Origin of the sequence: Curtobacterium sp. MCBD17_034 (genome assembly GCF_003234515.1) — a bacterium.
Lineage (GTDB): Bacteria > Actinomycetota > Actinomycetes > Actinomycetales > Microbacteriaceae > Curtobacterium.
This window is the reverse complement of sequence record NZ_QKTN01000001.1, coordinates 684631-707451: the sequence shown is the minus strand read 5'-3', so window position 1 is coordinate 707451 and position 22821 is coordinate 684631. Positions and strand designations below refer to the sequence as shown.

21 protein-coding genes are annotated in these 22821 nt (G+C 72.7%); 13 read left to right on the top strand and 8 right to left on the bottom strand.

Translation table 11 applies throughout. The annotated features are described in order from the left end of the window. Positions 1 to 83: 83 nt before the first annotated feature. A complete protein-coding gene (locus DEI92_RS03405; protein ID WP_111012318.1) occupies positions 84 to 2687 on the top strand; it encodes a LuxR C-terminal-related transcriptional regulator in 2604 nt (867 codons plus the stop codon). 237 nt (positions 2688 to 2924) lie between these two features. Here the strand turns inward: DEI92_RS03405 and DEI92_RS03400 are convergent, their stop codons facing one another. Next, positions 2925 to 3290 (bottom strand): sterol carrier family protein, encoded by a 366-nt coding sequence (locus DEI92_RS03400; protein WP_111011548.1) that lies wholly within the window; start codon positions 3288 to 3290, stop codon positions 2925 to 2927. A 55-nt stretch (positions 3291 to 3345) separates the two neighbouring features. Between DEI92_RS03400 and purD the strand changes: the two genes are divergently transcribed. The 6 genes from purD to DEI92_RS03370 all read left to right on the top strand — a co-directional run bounded on the left by purD (position 3346) and on the right by DEI92_RS03370 (position 8447). After that, positions 3346 to 4614: a phosphoribosylamine--glycine ligase gene (gene purD, locus DEI92_RS03395; RefSeq protein WP_111012430.1), complete on the top strand. Its 1269-nt coding sequence runs from the start codon at positions 3346 to 3348 to the stop codon at positions 4612 to 4614. Further along, entirely contained in the window at positions 4611 to 5519 is a 909-nt protein-coding gene (locus DEI92_RS03390) for a phosphoribosylaminoimidazolesuccinocarboxamide synthase (RefSeq protein WP_258370023.1), read from the top strand. The genes purD and DEI92_RS03390 overlap by 4 nt, the downstream gene beginning before the upstream one ends. A 76-nt stretch (positions 5520 to 5595) precedes the next feature. Continuing rightward, complete coding sequence (locus tag DEI92_RS03385) at positions 5596 to 5922, top strand: hypothetical protein (protein WP_111027219.1); 327 nt, start codon at positions 5596 to 5598, stop codon at positions 5920 to 5922. Positions 5923 to 6013: 91 nt separating this feature from the next. Next, a complete protein-coding gene (locus tag DEI92_RS03380) occupies positions 6014 to 6811 on the top strand; it encodes an SDR family oxidoreductase (protein ID WP_258370022.1) in 798 nt (265 codons plus the stop codon). A gap of 19 nt (positions 6812 to 6830) precedes the next feature. Then, positions 6831 to 7397 carry a GNAT family N-acetyltransferase gene (locus DEI92_RS03375; RefSeq protein WP_111012316.1) on the top strand — a complete coding sequence of 189 codons (567 nt, stop codon included), beginning with the start codon at positions 6831 to 6833 and terminating at the stop codon, positions 7395 to 7397. Positions 7398 to 7619: 222 nt separating this feature from the next. After that, positions 7620 to 8447, top strand: a complete 828-nt coding sequence (locus DEI92_RS03370; RefSeq protein ID WP_111012428.1) for a cytochrome c oxidase assembly protein — start codon at positions 7620 to 7622, stop codon at positions 8445 to 8447. Between the two features lie 124 nt (positions 8448 to 8571). Here the strand turns inward: DEI92_RS03370 and DEI92_RS03365 are convergent, their stop codons facing one another. Both DEI92_RS03365 and DEI92_RS03360 read right to left on the bottom strand, forming a co-directional pair. After that, the gene (locus tag DEI92_RS03365; RefSeq protein WP_111012315.1) at positions 8572 to 10254 is read right to left on the bottom strand and encodes a DHA2 family efflux MFS transporter permease subunit; all 1683 of its coding nucleotides are present in this window, start codon (positions 10252 to 10254) and stop codon (positions 8572 to 8574) included. Continuing rightward, positions 10251 to 10880 (bottom strand): PadR family transcriptional regulator, encoded by a 630-nt coding sequence (locus DEI92_RS03360; RefSeq protein WP_111012314.1) that lies wholly within the window; start codon positions 10878 to 10880, stop codon positions 10251 to 10253. Before DEI92_RS03360 ends, DEI92_RS03365 begins: the two co-directional genes overlap by 4 nt. Before the next feature lie 125 nt (positions 10881 to 11005). On the opposite strand from DEI92_RS03360, the gene DEI92_RS03355 reads away from it, so the two are divergent. The 4 genes from DEI92_RS03355 to DEI92_RS03340 all read left to right on the top strand — a co-directional run bounded on the left by DEI92_RS03355 (position 11006) and on the right by DEI92_RS03340 (position 15462). Further along, positions 11006 to 11257: a phosphoribosylformylglycinamidine synthase subunit PurS gene (locus tag DEI92_RS03355; protein WP_111011554.1), complete on the top strand. Its 252-nt coding sequence runs from the start codon at positions 11006 to 11008 to the stop codon at positions 11255 to 11257. Positions 11258 to 11262: 5 nt separating this feature from the next. Continuing rightward, positions 11263 to 11958, top strand: a complete 696-nt coding sequence (gene purQ / locus DEI92_RS03350) for a phosphoribosylformylglycinamidine synthase subunit PurQ (protein WP_111012427.1) — start codon at positions 11263 to 11265, stop codon at positions 11956 to 11958. 256 nt (positions 11959 to 12214) lie between these two features. Further along, positions 12215 to 14515, top strand: coding sequence for a phosphoribosylformylglycinamidine synthase subunit PurL (purL, locus tag DEI92_RS03345; protein ID WP_111012426.1), 2301 nt, complete (start codon positions 12215 to 12217; stop codon positions 14513 to 14515). A 2-nt stretch (positions 14516 to 14517) separates the two neighbouring features. Continuing rightward, positions 14518 to 15462, top strand: coding sequence for a 2-hydroxyacid dehydrogenase (locus DEI92_RS03340; RefSeq protein WP_111012313.1), 945 nt, complete (start codon positions 14518 to 14520; stop codon positions 15460 to 15462). 101 nt (positions 15463 to 15563) lie between these two features. Here the strand turns inward: DEI92_RS03340 and DEI92_RS03335 are convergent, their stop codons facing one another. From DEI92_RS03335 to DEI92_RS03325, 3 genes are all read right to left on the bottom strand, one after another. Next, a complete protein-coding gene (locus DEI92_RS03335; RefSeq protein ID WP_111012312.1) occupies positions 15564 to 16679 on the bottom strand; it encodes a beta-propeller fold lactonase family protein in 1116 nt (371 codons plus the stop codon). Then, on the bottom strand, positions 16676 to 17038 hold the full coding sequence (locus DEI92_RS03330) for a chorismate mutase (protein WP_111011557.1): 363 nt from the start codon (positions 17036 to 17038) through the stop codon (positions 16676 to 16678). The genes DEI92_RS03335 and DEI92_RS03330 overlap by 4 nt, the downstream gene beginning before the upstream one ends. Positions 17039 to 17100: 62 nt before the next feature. Next, positions 17101 to 17772 (bottom strand): haloacid dehalogenase type II, encoded by a 672-nt coding sequence (locus DEI92_RS03325; protein ID WP_111012311.1) that lies wholly within the window; start codon positions 17770 to 17772, stop codon positions 17101 to 17103. A gap of 187 nt (positions 17773 to 17959) precedes the next feature. Between DEI92_RS03325 and DEI92_RS03320 the strand changes: the two genes are divergently transcribed. Both DEI92_RS03320 and DEI92_RS03315 read left to right on the top strand, forming a co-directional pair. Beyond that, a complete protein-coding gene (locus DEI92_RS03320; protein ID WP_111011559.1) occupies positions 17960 to 18247 on the top strand; it encodes a putative quinol monooxygenase in 288 nt (95 codons plus the stop codon). 97 nt (positions 18248 to 18344) lie between these two features. After that, entirely contained in the window at positions 18345 to 18749 is a 405-nt protein-coding gene (locus DEI92_RS03315; RefSeq protein ID WP_181434616.1) for a DUF1304 domain-containing protein, read from the top strand. Between the two features lie 36 nt (positions 18750 to 18785). Here the strand turns inward: DEI92_RS03315 and DEI92_RS03310 are convergent, their stop codons facing one another. Together DEI92_RS03310 and DEI92_RS03305 are read right to left on the bottom strand one after the other, a co-directional pair. Continuing rightward, positions 18786 to 19499, bottom strand: a complete 714-nt coding sequence (locus tag DEI92_RS03310) for a class F sortase (RefSeq protein WP_111012310.1) — start codon at positions 19497 to 19499, stop codon at positions 18786 to 18788. Next, positions 19496 to 22516, bottom strand: a complete 3021-nt coding sequence (locus DEI92_RS03305; RefSeq protein ID WP_111012309.1) for a DUF11 domain-containing protein — start codon at positions 22514 to 22516, stop codon at positions 19496 to 19498. The genes DEI92_RS03310 and DEI92_RS03305 overlap by 4 nt, the downstream gene beginning before the upstream one ends. Between the last annotated feature and the right edge of the window lie 305 nt (positions 22517 to 22821).

Genomic DNA, 22821 nt, shown 5'->3' with positions numbered 1-22821 from the left:
CCATTGTCCCCCACTGTGGGACATCCGCGGCCTGGCCATGGGTCCCCCGGACCGAGGACAATGGGGGACGACGAAGTCCCGACATGCGAGGAGCGACGGCCGTGGTGGAGCCGGAGGACGACACGCGCCGACGGGTTTCCCGTCCCGGTGCCCGTCTGCCGTGGCCACTCGTCCCCCGGCGCGAGGAGGACCGCGCCGTCACCGTGCTCGCCGACGACGGCTGGAGTGTCGCCATCGTCGGCGCGGCGGGACTCGGCAAGAGCGTCGTGGCCGCGCGCGTCACGGACCGCGTGGCGCAGCGCAGCACCGGGGACGTCCGGGTCATCCCGATCACGGCCTCACCGCACGAGACGGCCAAGCCGTTCGCGGCCGCCATCGCCCGGTTCGGGGACCTGCCGGCCGCGGCGCTCACCGACGAGCTCGAGGCCGAGCACACCCTCCGCGTCGCGGCGGACCTCGTCGATCGCGACGTCGTCCTGCGCATCGACGACGCCGACCACCTCGACCCGATCACCGCGCGGTACGTCGCCTGGCTCGTCCGGCACGCGCACGCACGGCTCGTGCTGACCTGCCGCGACTTCACCCGGCTCGAGGAGCCCCTGCGCCGCCTGTGGCAGGACGACCTGCTCGAACGCATCGACCTGACGCCGCTCGACCTCCGCGAGACCGAGCGGCTGCTCGAGCGGGCGCTCTCCGGCCCGCTCGAGCACGCCAGCGTGGAACGGGTGCACCGCGCGACCCGCGGCAACCCCCTGCACCTGCGCGAGGTCGTCCGCGCGGCGGTGGCGTCCGGCGCCCTCGAGCGGACCGCGTCAGGGTGGTACTGGCCCGGGCGGATCACCGCGTCGAACAGCCTGGCGGACATGTACCGATCGGAACTCGCGGGCCTCGAACCGGCCCTCCGGGACGTCGTGGACATCGTGGCGTTGGCGGACCCGATCCCGTTGTCGCGGCTGCTGGCCCTGGTGGACGACGCCGATGTCGACCGCGTCGCGTCGCTCGGTCTCGTGTCCGTCGACTCCGACATGACGGCGGACGGCACCCCGGTGGTCCGGCCCGCCCACCCGCTCGTCGGCGAGGTCGTCCGGTCCCTCGTCCCGGTGGCACGTCGGGCCCGGTTGTTCGCGCGGGCGAACGCGTTCCGCGCTGACCCGGTCGGCGGGGACGCCCCACCGGCCGCGCGCCTCCGTGCCGCGTTGTGGGCGCTCGAGTGCGGCGTCGTGCCGTCGGCCGACCAGCTGCTCGACGCCGCCGGGGTGGCGGTACGGCTGCAGGAGTACGAGAGCGCGACGGCGCTCGCCTCCTCAGCGTTGTCGGCCGACGACACGACGTTGGCGGTGTCGGTGGCCGCGCTGTGCCTCCGCGCGACGGCCCGCACCTACGGGGTTGGGCGTGAGGCCGCGCGCCACGACGCCGAACGTGCCTGGCTGCTCGCACGCTCCGACCCGACCGCCCTGCCCGGGGACCTGCTCGTCGAGGCCGTGGAGGTCCTGGCGAACCTCCGGCAGTTCCACGACGACGACGTCGACGCCGCGGTCGCCCTGGTCGAGGAGGCCGCGACGCTCGTGGACGACGCGTCCCGGGAGCGTCTCCGGGTCCTCCGGCTGACGCATCTCGGCTGGGGCGGCCGGTTCGCCGAGGTGCTCGCCGAGGTCGAGCGCAGCGGCGTGCTGCACGCGCCCGTGATCCCGTTCGGGTTCCTGGCGATCGCACCGTGCGCCGTGGTGGCACTCGCCACGACCGGCCGGATCGGCGAGGCCCTGCGGCTGTGCCGGACGTCACTCGAGGTCGCCGCCGCGAACATCGAGGTCGCGCCGTGGAGCCTCGGCGAGCTGTACTCGGTGCTGCACCAGGTCCAGCTCTGGGCGGGCGACGTCAGCGGCCTGACGGTGCAGGTCGACCGTCGGTGGAGCCCGTTTTTCAAGTACGACTTCACGCTCGAGCTCCTCGGCGCCGGCAACCAGGCGCTCGCGGAGCGCCGCTGGGACGACGCGATCACCGCGTTCTCCGGCGCGTGCGAGCGGTTCGCAGTGCTCGACCACGGCGGGTTCGCCGGATACGCCTGGGCGAAGCTCGCGTTCGCGCAGGCCGTCGCGGGGCGGACGCGCGAGGCCGTGGTGTCGGCGGAACGCGCCCGTGCGACGCCGCTCCGTGGGATGCGCATCACGGGCGAGGAGATCCCGCTGAGCCTGACGTTCACGGACTCGGTGCTCGGGCGACCCGCCGCGATGGCGGACGCCATGACGATCGCGCAGCGGTCGGAGCGCTCGGGCGCGTGGATGCCGGCGATGCTCGCGCGCAACGTCCAGTTCGTGCTGCTGTTCGCGCAGGGGGCCGACACCCGGGGCGCCCTGGCCCGGCTCCGCGCCGCCGCCGAGCACGTCGAGGGTGCCCTCGCGCCGGCGATCGTCGGCCACGCAGCGGCGCTCGCGAGCGGGGACGAGCGGGTCATCGCCGAGGCACGTGCGACCCTGGCGGCCGCGGGCGTGATGATCCGCGTCGGCCAGAAGGGCCCCCCGTTGACCCGTCGCGAGTACGAGGTCGCGGAGCTCGCCGGGCAGGGGCTGAGCAACCGACAGATCGCCGAGCAGCTCGGTCGGAGCGTCCGCACGATCGACGCGCACATCGCGCGGATCTTCGCCAAGTGGGACATCCACTCGCGGTCGGAACTCGTCGATCGACTCTGATCGTCGAGTCCGCCGCACACCACGTGCGCCGTGATCACGGCCATGGCACCCACACGAACGCTGTTCGGGCAGCGTCGTGTGGGTGTCGTCGGGGTCGGGCCCGTTCGGGTCGGGCCCGCCTCCCGGTGGCGTCACCAACGCTAACGAGGGGACCCACCGGTCGGCATCGGTAAGCAGGTACCTAAATCTGTCACCCGCCCGAGGGACACGGGGGACAACCGGACCGATCGAGCGCGGTCAGGCGCGCGGCAGGCGGACCGGGAGGAACGGGGCCAGGTCGGCGCGTGATCCCGACGCCGTCACGCGCGCGGCTCCGACCGCCTCGGCCCAGGAGATCGCCCCCGTGGCGAGGGCGATCCAGGTCGCGGCATCGGTCTCGACCACGTTCGGCGGCGTGCCGCGCGTGTGGCGCGGACCCGGAACGGCCTGGACGGCTCCGTACGGGGGGACACGGACCTCGACGCTGTTGCCCGGCACGGTGTCGGCGAGTTCCTGGAGCGTCCACCGCACGGCGGTCGCGGTGGACGTGCGATCGGTGGCTCCGCCCTGCACGGCGGCGAGCGCGGCGGCGCCCTCGGCGGCGTCGATGGTCCTGCGGGGCACGGCGTCAGCGTACCGCCCGGGCCGGCGGTCGACCGTCGCTCGGTAGGCTGTGGCCGTGCGCATCCTCGTTCTCGGTTCCGGTGCCCGTGAGCACGCGATCATCGCCGCGCTCCTCGCGGAGGACGCCGGCCACGTCATCACCGCAGCCCCGGGCAACACCGGTATCGCCGCCGACGTCGAGACGGTCGGGCTCGACGCGACGAACCGCGGGCTCGTGACGGAGTACGCGATCGAGAACGGCATCGAACTCGTCGTGATCGGCCCGGAGGCCCCGCTCGTCGAGGGCGTCGCGGACGCGCTCCGGACGCGCGGCATCGCGGTGTTCGGGCCGGGCAAGGCCGCGGCGCGGATCGAGGGCTCCAAGGCGTTCGCCAAGCGGATCATGGCCGAGGCCGGGGTCCCGACGGGCGAGGCCGCCCACGTGGGAACGGCGGACGAGGTCGAGGCCGCCCTGGACCGCCTCGGCGCGCCGTACGTCGTCAAGGCGGACGGGCTGGCGGCCGGCAAGGGCGTGCTCGTGACCGAGGACCGCCAGGCCGCCGTCGAGCACGCGACCTACTGGCTCCAGTACGGCCACGTCGTCATCGAGGAGTTCCTCGACGGCGAGGAGGTCTCGCTCTTCTTCTTCAGCGACGGCCACGACGTGCTGCCGATGACCCCCGCGCAGGACTACAAGCGGCTCGGGGACGGCGACGTCGGGCCGAACACCGGCGGCATGGGGGCGTACTCGCGCCTGCCGTGGCTCGACGAACGCTGGGGCTCCGAGCGGGCCTTCGTCGACGAGGTCACCGAACTCGTGGCGCTGCCGACGGTCCGCCGGCTCGAGCACGAGGGCACCCCGTTCATCGGGCTCCTTTACTGCGGCCTCATCGTCACCGAGCAGGGCGTCCGCGTCATCGAGTTCAACGCGCGGTTCGGCGATCCGGAGACCCAGGTGGTGCTCCCCCGCCTCGTGACGCCGCTCAGCGCGCTCATGCTCGCCGCCGCGACCGGACGGCTCGGCCAGACCCCGCGTCCGGAGTTCGCGCCCGGTGCCGCCGTCACCGTCGTGCTCGCGAGCGAGGGCTACCCCGACAACCCCGTCACCGGTCGGCCGATCACCGGGCTCGACGACGCCGCGGCACTCGAGGGCGTGACCGTCCTGCACGCCGCGACGGGGATGCTCGAGGGACAGCTCATCGCCACGGGCGGCCGGGTGCTCAACGTCGTCGCGATCGGTGACTCGTTCGAACAGGCGCGTGCCCGGGCCTACGCCGGCCTGTCCCGGATCCACCTCGAGGGCGCGCAGTACCGCACCGACATCGCGGCGCGGGTGGCACGGTGACCGCCGCGGAGACGGGGGGCGTGCGCCCCGCGACCGCAGCGGAGCTCGAGGGCTGGCGGCACGTCGCGACCGGCAAGGTCCGTGACCTGTACGTGCCGGCGAGCGCGGCCTCCCCGGCGACCGCGACCGAGCTCCTGCTCGTCGCGAGCGACCGCGTCAGCGCGTTCGACCACGCGCTCGAACCGCCGATCCCCGGCAAGGGCGAGCTGCTCACGCGGCTGTCGCGGTTCTGGTTCGCGCAGCTCGGGGACGTCCCGAACCACCTGCTCGGCGAGACCCACCAGGGCACGCCCGTACCGGAGGCCGTGGCGGCACGGTCGATGCGCGTCCGGCCGCTCACGATGTTCCCGATCGAGTGCGTCGTGCGAGGGTACCTCGTCGGCAGCGGCTGGGCGGAGTACCAGGAGACCGGGAGCGTGTGCGGCGTCGCCCTGCCCGCGGGGCTGTCGAACGGCGACCGGCTGCCCGAGCCGATCTACACCCCCGCGTACAAGGCCCCGCAGGGCGCCCACGACGAGAACATCACCTACGAGCGGACGGTCGAGCTCGTCGGGCCGGACGTCGCCGCCGCGCTCCGCGACATGTCCCTGCACGTGTACGAGTCCGCGGCCGCGATCGCCCTGCAGCGCGGGGTCGTCATCGCGGACACGAAGTTCGAGTTCGGCCACGACGCCGCCGGGCAGATCCGGATCGCGGACGAGGTCCTGACGAGCGACTCGAGCCGCTACTGGGACGCCGAGGCCCACGAGGGCGGCGACCGCACGGCGTCGTTCGACAAGCAGATCGTGCGGAACTGGCTCACCGAGCACTGGGACGGGCAGGGCACCCCGCCCGTGCTGCCCGACGAGATCGTCGAGCGGACCGCAGCGCGGTACCGGGAGCTCATCGAACGCCTCGGCGCCTGACCCGCCGCATCGCAGCACGGCACCGGCCGGTCACGCTCCGAGCACCGGTCCGGGAGGCGCGACGTACGCTGGATCCGTGCCTCGCGTCCTGTGCTCCATCGCTCTGGCCGCAGGCCTCGTCACCGGCCTGGCGGGCTGTTCCGTCCACGACAGCACGGGTCGGGTGAGCGTCGACGTGAGCACCGACGCCGCGCAGGGACACCGCTACAACGTGCAGGTGCTCGACGCCGACGGGCAGCTCGTCGAGCACCAGTCGATGCTCCCCGGGCAGTCGTCCGACTTCGCCGGGGTGCCGCTCGGGCGCATCACGGTCCGCGCGTCGGGGCTCTGCACGCTGCGCACGACGCTGCACGTCGACGAGGTCGTCCACGTCCGGCTCGGCACCGGGGGCTGCCACCGCTGATCTCCGTTCCGGCGTGTGCCGCCCGTCGACGGTCATCAGCGAGGCCATGATGTCCGAGGCGGACGAGACAGCCGACGGGGAGGACGACGACGTGGTCGACCGAGGGACATCAGCGCGACCGGTCGCGCTCGTGACGGGGGTCGGGCGCCGCGCGGGCATCGCGGCGGCGCTCGCGGAACGGCTGGCGGCGGACGGCTGGGACCTCGCCTTCAGCTGGTGGGGTCCGTACGACGAGCGCGTGTACGGCGCACCGGACCCCGAGGGGGTCGACGCGGTGGTCGAGGCCTGCGCCGCTGCCGGTGCCCGAGTGGCGCGCCTCCCGGTCGACCTGGCGGAGGCGGACCAGGCGGCGGGACTCGTGCCCGCGGCGGCGGCGGCGCTCGACGCACCGGTGGCGGCGCTCGTGCTGTCGCACGCCGAGTCGGTCGACTCGTCGATCGCGACCACGACGGTCGAGGCCTTCGACCGGCACGTCGCGGTGAACGCCCGGGCCACGTTCCTGATGATCCAGGCGTACGCCGAGGCACTGCGGGGCACGGCCGCCGACGTTCCGCGGGAGCGGCGCCGGATCGTCGCGCTGACGAGCGACCACACCGCGTTCAACCTGGCGTACGGCATGAGCAAGGGCGCGCTCGACCGGATCGTCCTGGCCGCCGCCAAGGAGCTCGCCGACCTCGGTGTCGCGGCGAACCTCGTGAACCCCGGACCGAACGACACCGGGTGGATGACGCCCGAGGTCGTCGAGATGGTGCTCGGGCGGACCCCGGGCGGTCGACTCGGCACCCCCGCGGACACGGCCGCGCTCGTCGGGTTCCTCTGCTCGCCCGAGGGCGGCTGGGTGAACGGGCAGCTGCTGAAGTCCGACGGCGGGTTCTCGCTCGAGGTCTGAGCCGGGGCAGGATGGAGCGATGACCGAGCCCGCACCCGAGTGGACCGTCGTCCGCGAGGGCGACCTCACCCTCACCGACCACGAGGCCATCGCGACGATGCTCGCGCAGGCGTTCCCGGACTGGGACCACTGGTACGTCGGCGGGCGGAGCTGGAGCGGGATGCAGCCCGAACGGCGGGTGATCGCGACCGTGGACGACGTCGTCGTCGCGCACGTCGGGATCCGGCGGATGTTCGTGACCGTCGGCGGACGCGACCAGCTCGTCGGGGCGGTCGGGCTCGTCGGGGTGACCCCGCGCCTCCAGGGCCGGGGGCTCGGTGGCGAGCTCCTGGCGCGGACCGCGGCGGTGCTCGACGAGCTCGCGGTCCCCTTCGGCCTGCTCGGGACGGGCGAGGACCGCGTGCCGTTCTACGGCTCGGCCGGCTGGCGGCTGCTCTCCGACACCGCGGGCTGGTACTCGGCCTTCACCGCCGACGGGGCGGGCCTCACCGTCGTCGACGACGAGGGGTGGCTCGTGCTGCCCGTCCGCGCGACGCTCGAGGACTGGCCGGGCGGCGAACTGCACTGGGACGCGCAGCTGGTCTGAGCCGGATGCCGGTCTGCCGCGACGGCACCCGGTGCGGAGCACAGCGGGGCTGAGCCGAATCTCACCGAGGCGGAGCGTGCCGGACGGTCGCCGTGGACCGACAATGGAACCTCCACCGCCGCGGCTCCCGCGCGAGCCGCGTCCCCGCACGCCAGGAGGCACCCCACGCCCACGCCCGCCGTCTTCTGGAGCACCTGGCACCTCGACCCGCTCGCGGCCGTGATGCTCGTCGTCGCTGCGGTGGCGTACGGGCGGTGGCTCGTCATCGCACGTCGCCGCGGACACCAGTGGTCGGCAGCGCGGGTGCTCGGCTTCGTCGCGGCCCTCGTGCTGTTCGCGGTCCTGCAGTTCGGGATCACCGGCGTGTACGACCGGGAACTCCGCTGGGCGTTCGTCCTCCGGCTCGCGCTGCTGCTCATCGCCGTGCCGACCTTCGCCGCGCTCGGCGGCCCGCTCACGCTCGTCCGTCTGGCGGGCTCCGAGCGGAGCGTCCGCGTCGTCGACGGTCTGCTGCACTCGCGGGCGGTCCGGCTGCTCGGCAACGCGATCGTGTCGCCGCTCGTCGCGCTCGCGGTGTTCGCGGTGCTCCTCACCCCGCTCGCGGCGACGATCCGCACGTCGGGCGTGTGGGAGGTCGTCATCACCGTGTTCGTCCCGATGCTCGGGTTCGCGCTCGTCGCGCCGATCTCGGAGCCGGGCGTGCTGCGCTCCACGACGTTCCTCACGGCGGAGTTCCTGCTCGCGTTCGTGGAGCTGCTGCTCGACGCCGTGCCCGGGGTCGTCATGCGGATCACGAACCACGTCATGGACCACGCGGGCGTCGGGCTCGTCGGGCCGTCGTGGGCGCCGTCCGCCCTGCAGGACCAGCACCTGGCGGCGGACCTGCTCTGGTTCATCGCCGAGGTCGGGGACATCCCGATCCTCATCGCGCTGTTCATCCGGTGGCAGCGGACGGACCGCCGCGAGGCCCGCAGCATCGACGAGCTGTCCGACGAGGAGGTCGAGGCCATGACGCGGGAACACCTCGACCGGTTCCGCCGCCAGGCCTGACCCGCCGTCCCCCCTTCCGGGGCCCCCGCTTCCACCGGTTCCCGACACTCCCGCGGTCGAACGACGGCGGCCCCGTCGCCACATGCAGGTGCATGGGACGGCGGGGCCGGGAGGCCGAGCGTGGCTACTCGAGGATGGTCGGCGTCGCGTCCGTGGTCGGGCCGACGGTGGCCGGGACAGCGGTCGCACCGGCCTCCGCCCTGGCGCCAGCCCGCGCCGGAGCACCGGCACCGGCACCGGCACCGGCACCGGCACCGGCACCGGCACCGACCGGAGTACCCGCCGCCGCGGCAGGGGCACCGGCCTGCGCCGAGGCACCCGCACCCGCAGCCGGACGACCGGCCCCGCCCCACGCCGCGGCCTTCGGCTTCGCGAAGAACAGCGCGGCGACGATCGCCACGATCAGCACGGCCGCGGGGAGCACGAGCGCCTGCCCCATCGCGGTGCTGAACGGCAGCTTGAGGAACGACGGGAGCACCCCGATCGCGGAGGAGGCGCTGCCGGAGTTCCCCGCGCCTCCCGAGTGGGGGAACTCGGCGGAGATCCGCGACTCCATGAGCGCGGCGATGCCGGCGGAACCGAGCACGGCGCCGATCTGCCGTGTCGTGTTGTAGACGCCGGAGCCGGCGCCGGCGAGGCGCGGCGGCAGGTTCCGGGTGGCGGTGACGGACAGCGGCCCCCACATGCAGGCGTTGCCGAGGCCGAGCAGCAGCGCGGGGAGCAGGATCCAACCCCAGGCCGCGTTGCCGGCGATGAGGGAGCCGATCCAGAACAGCCCGGCCGAGGTGCAGGCGAGCCCGAACGCCCCGATCCACTTCGGGTTCACGCGGTGCATGTTGCGCCCGACGAACGGCGCGAGCCCCGCGGAGAGCACGGCCATGGGCGTGAGGAGGAGCGCGGCCTGCGTCGGCGAGAACGCCGTGACGTCCTGCGCCCAGAGCGTCACCGGCAGCGCGAAGGACGAGATCGAGACGCCGACGGCCGTGATGGCCAGGTTGGCGAGCGAGAAGTTGCGGTCCGCGAACAGGCCGAGCGGGAGGAGCGGCTCACCTTTCTGCACGCCCTGCCACACCACGAACGCGGCGAGCACGACGATGCCGGCGATGATGAGCGACCAGACGGAGATCGGGCCCGTGATGGTGCCCCAGTCGTAGGTCCCGCCCTCCTGGATGCCGAAGACGAGCAGGAACAGCCCAGCGGCGCTGAGCACGATGCCGAGGACGTCGAACGAGTGCGCGTGCGTGTCGAACGTCGGGACGAGCCGCTGCGCGAGCACGAAGGCGACGACGCCGACGGGCACGTTCACGAAGAAGATCCACTGCCAGCCGAGGCCGTCGACGAGCAGGCCGCCCGCGATCGGTCCGACGAGGGTCGCGACGCCGGCCGTGGCACCCCAGAGGCCCATGGCGGCACCACGGCGCTCGGGCGGGAACATCCGCGTGATGGTCGCCATGGTCTGCGGGGTCATCATCGCGGCACCGAGGCCCTGCACGACGCGGGCGACGATGAGCATGCCGATCGAGCCGGACAGCCCGCACCAGAGACTGGACAGGGTGAAGACGACGAGCCCGATCTGGTACATCGTCTTCGGGCCGAAGCGGTCACCGAGGCGACCGGTGATGAGGAGCGGCACGGCGTACGCGAGCAGGTAGGCGCTCGTCACCCAGATGACGGAGTCGATGTCGGCGTCGAGCTTCCGCTCGATGGTGGGGGTCGCGACGGACACGATGGTCGAGTCGACGAGGATCATGAAGAAGCCGATGACGAGGGCCCAGAGGGCCGGCCAGGGCTTGCGTTCGGTGGTCATGCGTTCGGTTCTGCTTCCTTGTGGTGGTCAGTCGCGTGGTACGCGAGGGCGTCGGGGTGGTCGTCCGCGCCCTCCCAGTCGAGGTCGCCCGTGGTGAGGCGGTCGACGACCTGCTCGACCGCCGCGAGTTCGGCGGCGAGCACGGTGCGCTGGTACGCCAGGTCGAGCCAGTAGCGCTCGGGGAGGTGCTTCGAGGTGACGCTCTCGTACGCCTCGTCGAGGAAGGCCGTCCGTTCCCGGAGCGCGGCGATCCGCGTGCCGAGGGTGTCGAGGACCTCGACGCGGGGCAGGTTGTGCGCCTCGGCGATGGCGAGCGGGAACTCGGGGTACTCCTCGGCCGGGGTCGCGAGCATCGTCAGGAGCTGCTCGCGGAGCACCGCCCGCCCCTGCTCCGTGATGGCGTAGGTGGTGCGCTCGGGCCGGTTGCCCTCGCGGTCCGTGCCCTGCTCGACCAGGTATCCGAGTTGCGTCAGTCGCCCGACCTGGTGGTAGAGCGTGCCCGGGCGCACCTTGACGTTCCGGTCCTCCTTCCGGAGCACCATCGTCTGGAACATCTCGTACGGGTGCATGGGGCGCTCGGCGAGCAGCGCGAGCGCGGCGAACGCGAGCGGTGTCATGTCCGGCATGGAGGGCCTCCCGTCCTGGTTGTCCGACGCCGATTATTCGACGTGGAATATACGCCTTGGAACAACCGGACGCAAGGGTAGACTCGGCTGGTCCCTTCCCCCCGACCCCTGTTGGAGTTGACAAGGTGCCCACGATCGTCGTCGAAGTCATGCCGAAGGCAGAGATCCTCGACCCCCAGGGGAAGGCCGTGGGCGGCGCCCTGGCCCGCCTCGGCAAGTCCGACCTCACGAACGTCCGCATCGGCAAGCGGTTCGAGGTGTCCGTCGACGGGCCTGTCGACGACGCCAAGCTCGACGAGGTCCGCGGGATCGCTGCCGACGTCTTCTCGAACGCCGTGATCGAGGACGTCGTCTCCGTCCACGTCGAGGGCGAGTGACCCCGGTGCGCATCGGCGTCATCACGTTCCCCGGATCGCTGGACGACCGCGACGCCCAGCGCGCCGTCCGCCTGGCCGGTGCCGAGCCGGTCGCGCTCTGGCACGGCGACCACGACCTCCAGGGCGTCGACGGCATCGTGCTGCCCGGCGGGTTCTCGTACGGGGACTACCTGCGCGCCGGTGCGATCGCCGCGAAGGCGCCGATCATGGCCGAGGTCATCGACGCCGCCGACAAGGGGATGCCGGTGCTCGGCATCTGCAACGGGTTCCAGATGCTCGCGGAGGCCCGGCTCGTCCCCGGCGCGCACACCCGGAACGCACACCAGCAGTTCATCCGGCGCGACCAGAAGCTGCGCGTCGAGAACGCCGAGACCGCGTGGACGAGCGGGTTCGCGCCCGAGCAGGAGATCACCATCCCGCTCAAGAACGCCGACGGCCGGTTCGTCGCCGACAGCGAGACGATCAAGCGCATCGAGGGCGAGGGGCAGGTCGTCTTCCGGTACGTCGGGGTCAACCCGAACGGCTCCATCGACGACATCGCCGGTGTCTCGAACGAGCGCGGGAACGTCGTCGGGCTCATGCCGCACCCCGAGCACGCCACCGAGCCCGGGTTCGGGCCGGACACCCCCGCCGCGATGTCCTCGGGCACCGACGGTCTCACCTTCTTCACCTCGGTCATCGAGTCGACGCTCGTCCGGTGACGAGCACCCCCGCTCGTCACACGGCGAGCACCGACGTGACCACCCGGCGCCGAACCGTCGACGCCCGCGACCAGGAGCCTCCGCAGCCGTGACCGACGCCCAGCAGTCCGACGCCCACGCGCAGTTCGCGCCCGAGCCCGCCACGACCGCGCCGGGCGCCCCGGTCGCCGAGGCGCCGACGATCCCCGGGCCCGCTCCCGCTGGCGCCGCTGGCGGTCCGTCCGCGGGCGGCCGAGGGGTCCCGGCTCCCGACACCGTGCAGGACGCCGCCGCGACGCCCGACAAGGAGCAGCCGTACGAGGCCCTCGGGCTCACGGCCGACGAGTACGCGCGAATCCGCGAGATCCTCGGCCGCCGCCCCACCTCGGGCGAGCTCGCCATGTACTCGGTGATGTGGAGCGAGCACTGCTCGTACAAGTCGTCGAAGAACTACCTGCGGCAGTTCGGCCGGAAGGTCACGCCGGAGATGACCAAGCGGCTCATGGTCGGCATGGGCGAGAACGCCGGCGTCGTCGACGTCGGCAACGGCTACGCCGTCACGTTCAAGGTCGAGTCCCACAACCACCCGTCCTACGTCGAGCCGTACCAGGGCGCGGCCACGGGCGTCGGGGGCATCGTCCGCGACATCATCTCGATGGGTGCCCGCCCGGTGGCGGTCATGGACCAGCTTCGGTTCGGCGCCATCGACGCCGAGGACACCGCGCGCGTCGTGCACGGCGTCGTCGGGGGCATCTCGTTCTACGGCAACTGCCTGGGCCTGCCGAACATCGGCGGCGAGACCTACTTCGACCCGATCTACCAGGGGAACCCCCTGGTGAACGCGCTCGCGGTGGGGGTCCTCAAGCACGAGGACCTGCACCTGGCGAACGCGTCGGGCACCGGCAACAAGATCGTCCTGTTCGGCGCCCGGACGGGAGGCGACGGCATCGGTGGCGCGTCGATCCTCGCCTCCGACACGTTCACCGAGGGCGGCCCGACCAAGCGTCCGGCGGTCCAGGTCGGCGACCCGTTCGCCGAGAAGGTCCTGATCGAGTGCTGCCTCGAGCTGTTCCGCGCTGGCCTCGTCGAGGGCATCCAGGACCTCGGCGCGGCCGGCATCTCGTGCGCGACCTCGGAGCTCGCGTCGAACGGCGACGGCGGCATGCACATCTCGCTCGACGACGTGCTGCTCCGCGACCCCACGCTCACGGCCGAGGAGATCCTCATGTCGGAGAGCCAGGAGCGCATGATGGCCGTCGTCCGGCCGGACAAGCTCGACGCGTTCCTCGCGGTCACCGCCAAGTGGGACGTCGAGACGAGCGTCCTCGGCGAGGTCACCGGCACCGGCCGCCTGGTCATCGACTGGCAGGGGCAGGAGATCGTCAACGTCGACCCCCGCACCGTCGCGGTCGACGGCCCCGTGTACGACCGGCCCGTCGCCTACCCGACCTGGATCGACGCGGTGCAAGAGGACAGCGCGGCCTCGCTCGACCGTCCGTTCGAGGGCGAGGACCTCCGCACCCAGTTCCTGCAGGTGCTCGGCTCGCCGAACATGGCGGACAAGCGCTGGGTGACGAACCAGTACGACACGTACGTCCTCGGGAACACGGCCCTGTCGTTCCCCGACGACGGCGGCATGATCCGCGTCGACGAGGAGACCGGCCTCGGTGTGGCGATCGCCACGGACGCCAACGGCCGCTACTGCTACCTCGACCCCAAGGAGGGCGCCCGTCTCGCCCTCGCCGAGGCCTACCGCAACGTCGCGACGACGGGTGCGGTGCCCGCGGCGGTGACCGACTGCCTGAACTTCGGCTCCCCGGAGAACCCCGAGGTGATGTGGCAGTTCTCGCAGGCGGTCGAGGGCCTCGCCGACGGCTGCATGGAGCTCGGGATCCCCGTCACGGGCGGCAACGTGTCGTTCTACAACCAGACCGGCACGACGCCGATCCACCCGACCCCCGTGGTCGGTGTCCTCGGGATCATCGACGACGTCGCCAAGCGGGTGCCGTCGGGCTGGCAGGACGACGGCCACAACGTCTACCTGCTCGGACGGACCTCGCTCGAGCTCGACGGCTCGGCCTGGGCCGGCACCGTGCACGGGCACCTCGGCGGGCGTCCGCCGGCGGTCGACCTCGACCAGGAGAAGGCCCTCGCGGACCTCCTGCACGCCGCGGCCGACGAGCAGCTGCTGACGAGCGCGCACGACCTCGCCGACGGCGGGCTCGCGCAGTCGCTCGCCGAGTCCGTGCTGCGGTTCGGCATCGGCGCGCGCGTCGTGCTCGACGAGCTCGAGGACCGCGACGGCATCGACCTCGCCACCGCGCTGTTCTCGGAGTCGACCGGCCGCGTGCTCGTCACCGTCCGGCGCGAGGACGACGTCCGGTTCCAGGGACTCTGCGACGGCCGCGGGTACCCGGTGCTCCGCATCGGCGTGACCGACGCGGAGTCGCAGGCGCTCGAGCTCCAGGGCGCCTTCACCGTGCCGCTCGCCGAGCTCCGTCGGACCCACGGCAGCACCCTGCCCGAGCGGTTCGGTGCCGTGGTCGAGGAGACCGTCACCGAGGGGACGCTCGGCTGACGATGACGGTCGTCACCCTGCCGACCGCGGAGATGCTCGACCTGTTCGGGCCCGCGCCCGACGGCGTCACGCTCGAGGTCTGGGACATCGAGTCGCCCCACCCCCGGCCGTCCTCCGTCACCGGCGTGCTCATCCCGGCGTACTTCCGCGGCGGTCACCGCTGGCAGTACGTGCACGACCTGCCCGGGCTCGAGCTCCTGCAGCTCCCGAGCGCGGGGTACGAGTGGGCGCTCCCCCACGTGCCCGGACACGCCACGCTCGCGAACGGCCGCGGGATCCACGACGACGAGACCGCCGAACTCGCCGTCGGCCTGGCGTTGACCTCGCTCCGGAACCTCGACGTGCACACGCTCGAGCGCACCCGGCAGGAGTGGACCGTTCGGCTCGGGCGCTCGCTCGCGGAACGGCGGGTGCTCGTGGTCGGCCACGGCTCGATCGGCCGCGAGATCGCCGACCGGTTCGAGGCGTTCAAGTCCCACGTCACCGTCGTGGCCCGCACCGCTCGCGAGCAGGACGGCCGGCAGGTGCACGCGTTCACCGAGCTCCCGACGCTCGTGGCGACGGCCGACGTGGTCGTGCTCATCACCCCGCTCACCGACACGACGGCCGGGCTGGTGTCCGCCGAACTGCTCGCCGCCATGCCCGACGGCGCCCTGCTCGTCAACGTCGCCCGCGGTGGGGTCGTCGACACCGAGGCGCTCGTGGCCGAGTTGTCGTCCGGGCGCCTGTCCGCGGCGCTCGACGTCACCGACCCGGAGCCACTGCCCGGGGGGCACCCGCTCTGGACGACGCCGAACACCGTGTTGACGCCGCACGTCGGAGGGAACACGGGTCTGAGCGTGCCGCGGACGGTGGACCTCATGCGGCGGCAGGTGGCGGCTCTGGCGGCCGGGCGGCCGCTCGCGAACGTGGTCCAGCCCGAGGGGGCGGGCTCCCCCACGGCCTGACCCCGCCCACCGATCCCGTTCCGCCTGTCTTCGACGGTCCGGGCGTGGCCTGTGGACACGGCGCCCACGGACACGGCGCCCCGGGCTGCCCGACCCTCGGCTCAGGCGATGGGCACGATGCAGGTCGGGGTCCCAACGGGGACGACCGCGACGGGGACACCCGGGATGCCGTCCTGGTCGAGCGGCAGGACCGCGACGCCGTCGGACCGCTCGTTCGCGACGAGGAGGAACCCGCCGACGCGGGCGAAGTGCCGCGGCCACGATCCGCCGCACGGGACCTCCGCCAGGCGTCGCAGCCCCTGCGCGGCATCGAGCACGCAGATGGTGTCGCGCCCGCGAGCCGCCACGTACACGCGACCGGTGTCGTCGACCTCGATGTGGGACAGCAGCGTCTCGCCGACGGGCCCGTCGAACGCGGGTGCACTCTCGACGTCGTGCAGGACGCCGTCGGCATCGGCCTGGAGGCGGTGCACCCGTCCGTCGAGCTCCCCGCTGACGAGCAGGTGGTCGCCCCACCACGCCATGTGCCGGGGCCCCGTCCCGGCGAGCAGGGCGTGCTGACGGACGTGGTCGATGACGGGGGCGCCGTCATCGTCGACACCGATGCGGTACTCGTGGATCGCGTCCCCGCCGAGGTCCGAGACCAGGACGGTGCCGTTGCGGCCCGCGACGACCTGGTGCGCGTGCGGCTGCTCCTGCCGCGTCACGACCGGCCCCGAGCCGTGCGGGAGATCGGTGCCGGTCGTCGAGAGGACCGGGGCTCCGGCCCGGGTCCCCGCGCCGTGCTCGTACGCGACGGTCCCGTCGTGGAGGACCGACTCGGCGTGCACGTCCGCTGGTTCGAGTGCGACCGCACCGACGCTGCCCGAGGAGTAGTTCGCGAGCAGCAGGACGCCGGACGGATCGACGTGCGCGTGGCAGGGGTCTGCACCGTGGCTCGGGGCATCCCAACGGTGCTCGAGGGTGGCGTCGTGACGGCGGAACGCATGCACGCTGCCCTCCGCCGCTTCGGACACGGCGAACACGCTGTCGCCGGACTGCACGAGGAACGAGGGGTTGTCGACGACGGCGATGGTCCGCGCCGCCAGGTCACCCGCGGTGTCCGCCTCGACCAGGGAGATCCCCGTCGCGTTCCCACCCCGGGATGCCGTGTACCCGCCGACGAGGAACCGCAGCGCGGCGAGTCCCTGCCCCACCCCGGCCGCGGTGTCCGTCACTCGTCGCCCACCGCGATGCGCTCGTGGTGGTGGATCACCTCGGCGATGATGAAGTTGAGGAACTTCTCGGCGAAGGCGGGGTCGAGGTGCGACTCCGCCGCGAGCGACCGCAGCCGCGCGACCTGGACCTGCTCGCGCTCCGGGTCCGCCGGCGGCATACCGGCCGCGGCCTTCAGGTACCCCACCCGCTGCGTGTACTTGAACCGCTCCGCGAGCATGTGCACGACGGCCGCGTCGATGTTGTCGATGCTCTGCCGGATCGCCGCGAGCTCGTCGACCGCGGAGCGCTCGTACGGCGAGGCCGAGCGGGTTCCTCGGGTGTCGGTGGTGGTCCCGGAGGGCTGATCGGCGGCGGTCATGCGACGAGCCTAACGGCGGCCACCACCGCGGGTCGCTGTGTGACAGCGGCTGTGGAGAGCACTCACATGTGGATCACGCCTGCGAGCTCGACGAGGGACGGCACGGCGAACTCGGCGCGTTCGAACACCGCCGGCCAGGGCGCTCCGGTGCGGTCGACGAACGCCGTCCGGAGCCCGGCCCGCCGAGCACCGTGCAGGTCCCAGGGGTGCACCGCGGCGAGCACGGCGTCGCCCGGTTCCACCCCGAGCGACGCGAGCCCCCGCCGGTAGGCGTCCGGGTGGGGCTTCATGACGCCCGTGTCCTCGACGCCGATGTGCCGCTCGACCAGGTCCGCGACCCCGGCTCGCTCGACCAGTGCCCGTGCGTTGGCTCCCGCCCCGTTCGACAGCGTCACGATCCGGTGCCCGGCTGCGGCGAGCGCGGTGATCCCCGCTGCGACGTCGTCGTGCGGCGGGAGCTCGGCGAACGCTCCGAGGATCGCGTCAGCCGCATCCGCCGGCTCGTCGAGCAGACCCTCGACGTGTGCCAGGAGCCCGAGCAGCACGGGGCGTCCGACCTCGGCGAACGAACGGGACTCGCCCACCATCGTCAGGGCGAAGCCGTCGCGCAGGGTGGCGGCGAACCAGGTCTGCGCGAGGGCACCGGCAGCCCCCTCGGCCTCGAAGGCCGGGGTGAGCGCCGACAGGTCGGAGAGGGTCTCGTTGACGTCGAGCACGATGACGGGTCGGTCCATGTCGGTGACGCTACGCGCCAGGACGGGCGCGCCGGGGCCTCCCGGCTGACCGTGGGGACGACGGCGGTGCGGTCGGCGCTGTGGAGGGGAGGATGCCGGACACGGCCCTCCTGCCCGCCTAGGCTCGGCAGCGCCCGGCGTCGGCCGGGACCGACGCGGGCCGGGAGGCACGGGAACGGAGTCGAGGATGGCAACGATCGTCAGCGCCACGTGGATCGCGATCGAGGGACACGAGGGGACGGTCGCCGAGTCCCTGCAGAGCCTCGTGGAGGCCACGCACGCGGAGCCGGGCAACCTCGTGTACGAGGTCTACGTCGACGACGCCGAGCCGCGCGTGTTCCGGATCTTCGAGAAGTACGTCGACGACGACGCGTTCCAGGCACACATCGACTCGCCCCACTTCTCGGAGTACGGCACGCTGGGAGCGATCCCCCATCTGGAGGGCCGGGAGCGGCGGACGTTCCGCGCACTCTGATCGGGGGTTCCCCCACACACCCCGCTGACACCACTGCCGTCCACACCACTCCTGGGCGTGGTCTGGGCAGCTCCCCGCTCCTGGGACAATGGTTCCCATGTCGATCGTGCTCGGGATCTCGTGTGTGTTCGCCGTCCTCGCCGGACTGGTGCACGTCTACATCTTCTTCCTCGAATCCGTCGCCTGGACGAGCCCGCGCACGCGTCAGGTGTTCGGCATCGCGGACGAGGCCGAGGCGCGATCGACCCGGACACTGGCGTTCAACCAGGGCTTCTACAACCTCTTCCTGGCGATCGGGGCGGTGCTCGGGGTCGTCCTCGTCGTCACGGGCAGCAGCGCGACCGGGTGGGCTCTCGTCGTCTTCGCCTGCGCGTGCATGGTCGGTGCATCGGTGATCCTCGGGGCCACCGGTCGCCGCTACCGCAACTCCGCGCTGGTGCAGGGGTCGTTCCCGCTGATCGCGCTCGTGTTCGCGTTCATCGGGTCGTTCTTCGCGTCCTAGCCGCGCCTCCCGGCCGCACCGCGTGGCGGGCCCCGCTCACTCCCGGGTCGCCTCGATCACCACGTTGTCGACGGAGCGGCGGCCGTCCGGTCGCTGGAGGCACGTGATCACGACGAGTCGGCCCGGCACGTCCCTCCAGACCGACGACGTCGACGCGAGCCGACCCTTCGGCACGACGCGCGCCGTGCTGGCGCGGTACTCGACACCGCCGACGCTGATGACCGTTCCGGGGGCCACCGAAGCGCGCCGCCGAACGACGTCGATCAAGAAGTTCCCCGGCGCGAGGCCGCCGTTGCGGAGGGAGTGCATGACCACGAAGACCGTGCCGCGGTCCCCCTCGGCGAGAGACGCCCCGAGACCGTCCACGACGTAGGCGGACGTGAACCCGGGCGGGGTGATGACCCCGCCGGCGGCGGCGAGCCGAGCGAGGGGCACGTCGAGATCGAGGGACCTGACGATGAACCGGGAGCCGGCCCGTTCCTCCTGCCCGGCCACGGTTCCGGCCCCGGTCATGGCTCCGGCCCCGGTCGCGGGCCGGGTCGCGATCGGACCCTCCGGGTCGAGCTGCACGGCGTTGCCGCGCATGTCCACCACCGTTCCGGCCGCTGAGGGTCCGGCGTCCAGGAAGTACCCGCCCACGCCACCGGCGATCATGAGCACGGCGAGGGCGCCGGCCGCGAGGAGCACCCGCGGCCGGCGCCGACCCGTCCGACGTCCCCGTCGCGCGGGATCCGCCTGCGGATCGGTCACCGCTGGCGACGCCGGAGGACCGTGAACAGCACCACACCGGCGAGCGCCGTGCCTCCCGCACCGAGGAGCACCGTCCACCAGCGCGCGCCCGCCCCGGGCTCGGCGACCGTGCCCCCGGTGTGCACCGCCGCGCCGGTCACCGGTTCGTCCGGCGCGACCTCCGCGCCGGGCTCGGGCTCGGGAGGCGCGACCGCCGTGGTCGTCGTGCATCCTGCGTCGGTCACGCATGCACCGCCCGGAGCACTCGGGGTGACGACGTTCACGAGCGAACGGTCGCCGGTGTCGGGATCGTCGACGGTCACCGAGTACGAGACCGTCGTCGTCTCGCCCACCCCGAGCGCCCCGGACCAGGCGAGGGTGGCGTCCGACACCGTCGCGCCGTGGTCAGCGTCCCGGTCGTAGGTCGCGTCGTCGAGGACCGCCGACAAGTCGTCCTCGAAGGACGCCGGGTCCTCGTCCGTGAACGCGACGGCCCCGGTGTTCTCCACCGTCACCGTGTAGGTGACGACGTCCCCCGGATCCGCGTGGTCGGTGTCGGCCGTCTTCTGCACGGAGTACGAGCGGACCGGGACCCGCACGACGCACGTCGGGTCCTGCAGGTCGGAGCGGCAGTTGCTGTGGGGCGCGACGACGGTGTTGGTCAGGACGTCGTCGGCGTCACTCGCGGCACGGTCACCGACGGTCACGGAGTAGGTGAACGCCTCGGATGCGCCGGCGGCGAGCGGGCCGCTCCACGTCAACTCCGGCTCGCGGTAGGTGACGTCGTCCGGGAGGGTCTCGACGGTCGCGTCGTCGAGCACCCCCGACAGGTCGTCGACGAACGTCGCCGGGTGTGCCGCGGTGTAGTCCGCGGTACCGGTGTTCCGCATCGTCACGGTGTAGGTGACCGTCCCCCCGGGCGTGACGACGTCGACGTCGGCGGTCTTGCTCACCGCCAGGGAGCGCACCTTCGTGGTCGTGGCGCACCCTGCCGTCCCACAGGAGCCCCCTGCGGCCGTCGGTCGGACGGAGTTCACGAGCTCGTGATCGCCCGTGTCCGGGTCGTGGACGGCCACCGAGTAGGTGATGGTCTTCGTCCGCCCCACGGCCAGGGCCCCCGACCAGGAGAGGGTGTTCCCGGACATCGTCGCGCCGTCCGGAGTGTCGCCCTGGTGGTCGGCGTCGTCGAACACGCCGGAGAGGTCGTCGGTGAACGAGGCCGGGTTCCCGGCCGTGTAGTCGACCTTGCCGGTGTTCGACACCCGAACGGTGTAGGTCACGACGTCGCCCGGGTCGGCGGCGGACACAGACGCTCGCTTCTCGACGGTGTAGGCGGCGGCGCGGGCGTGGGCCGTGCAGCCCGGGTCCGGGTCTGTGGTCGTGCAGTTGGCGCCCGGAGCAGTGCCGACGACGGTGTTGTCGAGCCGGCCGTCACCGCCACCACCCGGATCACCGACGAGGACGGAGTACGTCACGGTGACCTTCGCCCCCACCGCCAACGGCCCCGACCACCGCAGCCCGGGCTCGTCGTACGCCACGGCACCGCCGGACGCCGTCGCGTCCCGGCCGTACGCGGCGTCGTCGAGGACCTGGGCGAGGTCGTCCTCGAACGACGCCGGATGCGCGTCCGTGTACGGGGCCGCGCCCGTGTTCTCGACCGTGATGGTGTAGCGGACGGTCGATCCCGCGACGACGTCGGAACGGTCCGCCGTCTTCGTCAGGACGTAGGACCGGACCGGCGTCGTCGTGGCGCACCCGGCCGCTCCGCAGGTCCCGCCCGGGGACGACGGGGCGACCACGTTGCGGAGTCGGTGATCACCCTGGTCGGGATCGTCCACCGTGACCGAGTACGTGATCGTGCGGGTCGCACCGGCTGCGAGCGCGCCCGACCAGGAGAGCGTCTTCCCGGTGACGACCGCACCACCGGACGCGTCGTCGCGGTATCTGGCGTCGTCGAGGACACCCGTCAGGTCGTCCGTGAACGACGCGGGGTCCTCCGACGTGTAGTCGACGTTCCCCGTGTTGGCCACCGTGATCGTGTACGACACGCGGTCCCCCGGCTGTGCGACCGTCGCTGAGGCGGACTTGCTCACCGTGTAGCTCCGGGCGCTGTTGGTGACCGTGCACGTGATGTCGTCACCGGCCGCCGGGGTCACGCGTTGGACGGTGCCGCCGCCCGACGGCAACCGCGTCGGGCTCTCGGGGTTCGCGTTGGTGCAGGTCCACTGCTGCGCGTACCCGGACAGGTCGGTGCCCGTGCCCGTGGTGGCGGTCTCGGAGAGCGTGAACGCGCCTCCACGGCTGTCCGGGAGGACCGTGGTCGACCCCGTCGTCGAGGTGTCGGCACCCCCGGTCGTCGCGGATGCCAGGACGGTCCCCTGCGGTGACGTGATCGCCGTGTCGAACGAGTCGGACGGACTCGAGCGCCCGTCGACCGCCTTCCGCAGGGTCAACCTCGACGTGACGAACGCGAACGCGACAGCCTCCGCGCCGCTGCGGTTGGTCTCGCTCAGGACGGCCTCGATCGACGTCGGTTCGTTCGCCTGGAGCACGAGCGCACCGAATGGTCCTCTCCCCCCCTCGCACCGGACCGCGGTCGATCCGATCCCGGTCACGCCCCCGCTGCATGCGGGTCGCGCCGGATCCGGGACGTCGAGGCGACCGAGCGGAACGTCCGACGCGAAGTCGATCCGTTCGTGGGTCTCCGAGGTCTCCGCATCGGCGGCGACCATGCCCCATCCTGTGACCGGCGTCCCCGACGCGTCCTCGACGTGGATGTCGCTCAGTGCGAAGCGCGCCCCGACGTTCCGCGCGTCGTCGAACCCGAGTGCCGGTCGACCTGGGATGCCCCGGTAGATCTGCGTCCCGATGTACGCCTGTTTGTACGTCGGTGTGCTCGCAGCACGCGTGGTGCCGGCACGGTACCCGCTGGGCGTCGCGGTCCTGATGGTGTATCGCAGGACGTAACCGCCGGGGAGCCGGGCGCTCATCGTCTGGCCGGTCGCGGAGCGCGCCTGACCCTCGTCGTACGAGGACATGTCCAACCAGCACAGATTGGACGCTTCAGTCCCTCCGCTGCCGTACCCGCAGCCCGTGGGCGAATCCGAGACGGTGCGGGCTTCGGCGACGGGCGCGAGGACGCCGGTGGCGAGAGCGGTGCTCGCGGTGAGGACGGCGGCTGCGAGAGCCGCGATCCGCCTCCGGATGGGTGCGCCGCCGGGGCGGTTCCTGTGGTGTTGCGTGTGCATCGGGGCAGCGTGGGCCTTCCACCACCGCGGACCGCGGCGACCGCGGTCGGGTGGACGTCATGAACGGGAGGCGTTCACTCTGACGTCCACGGGCG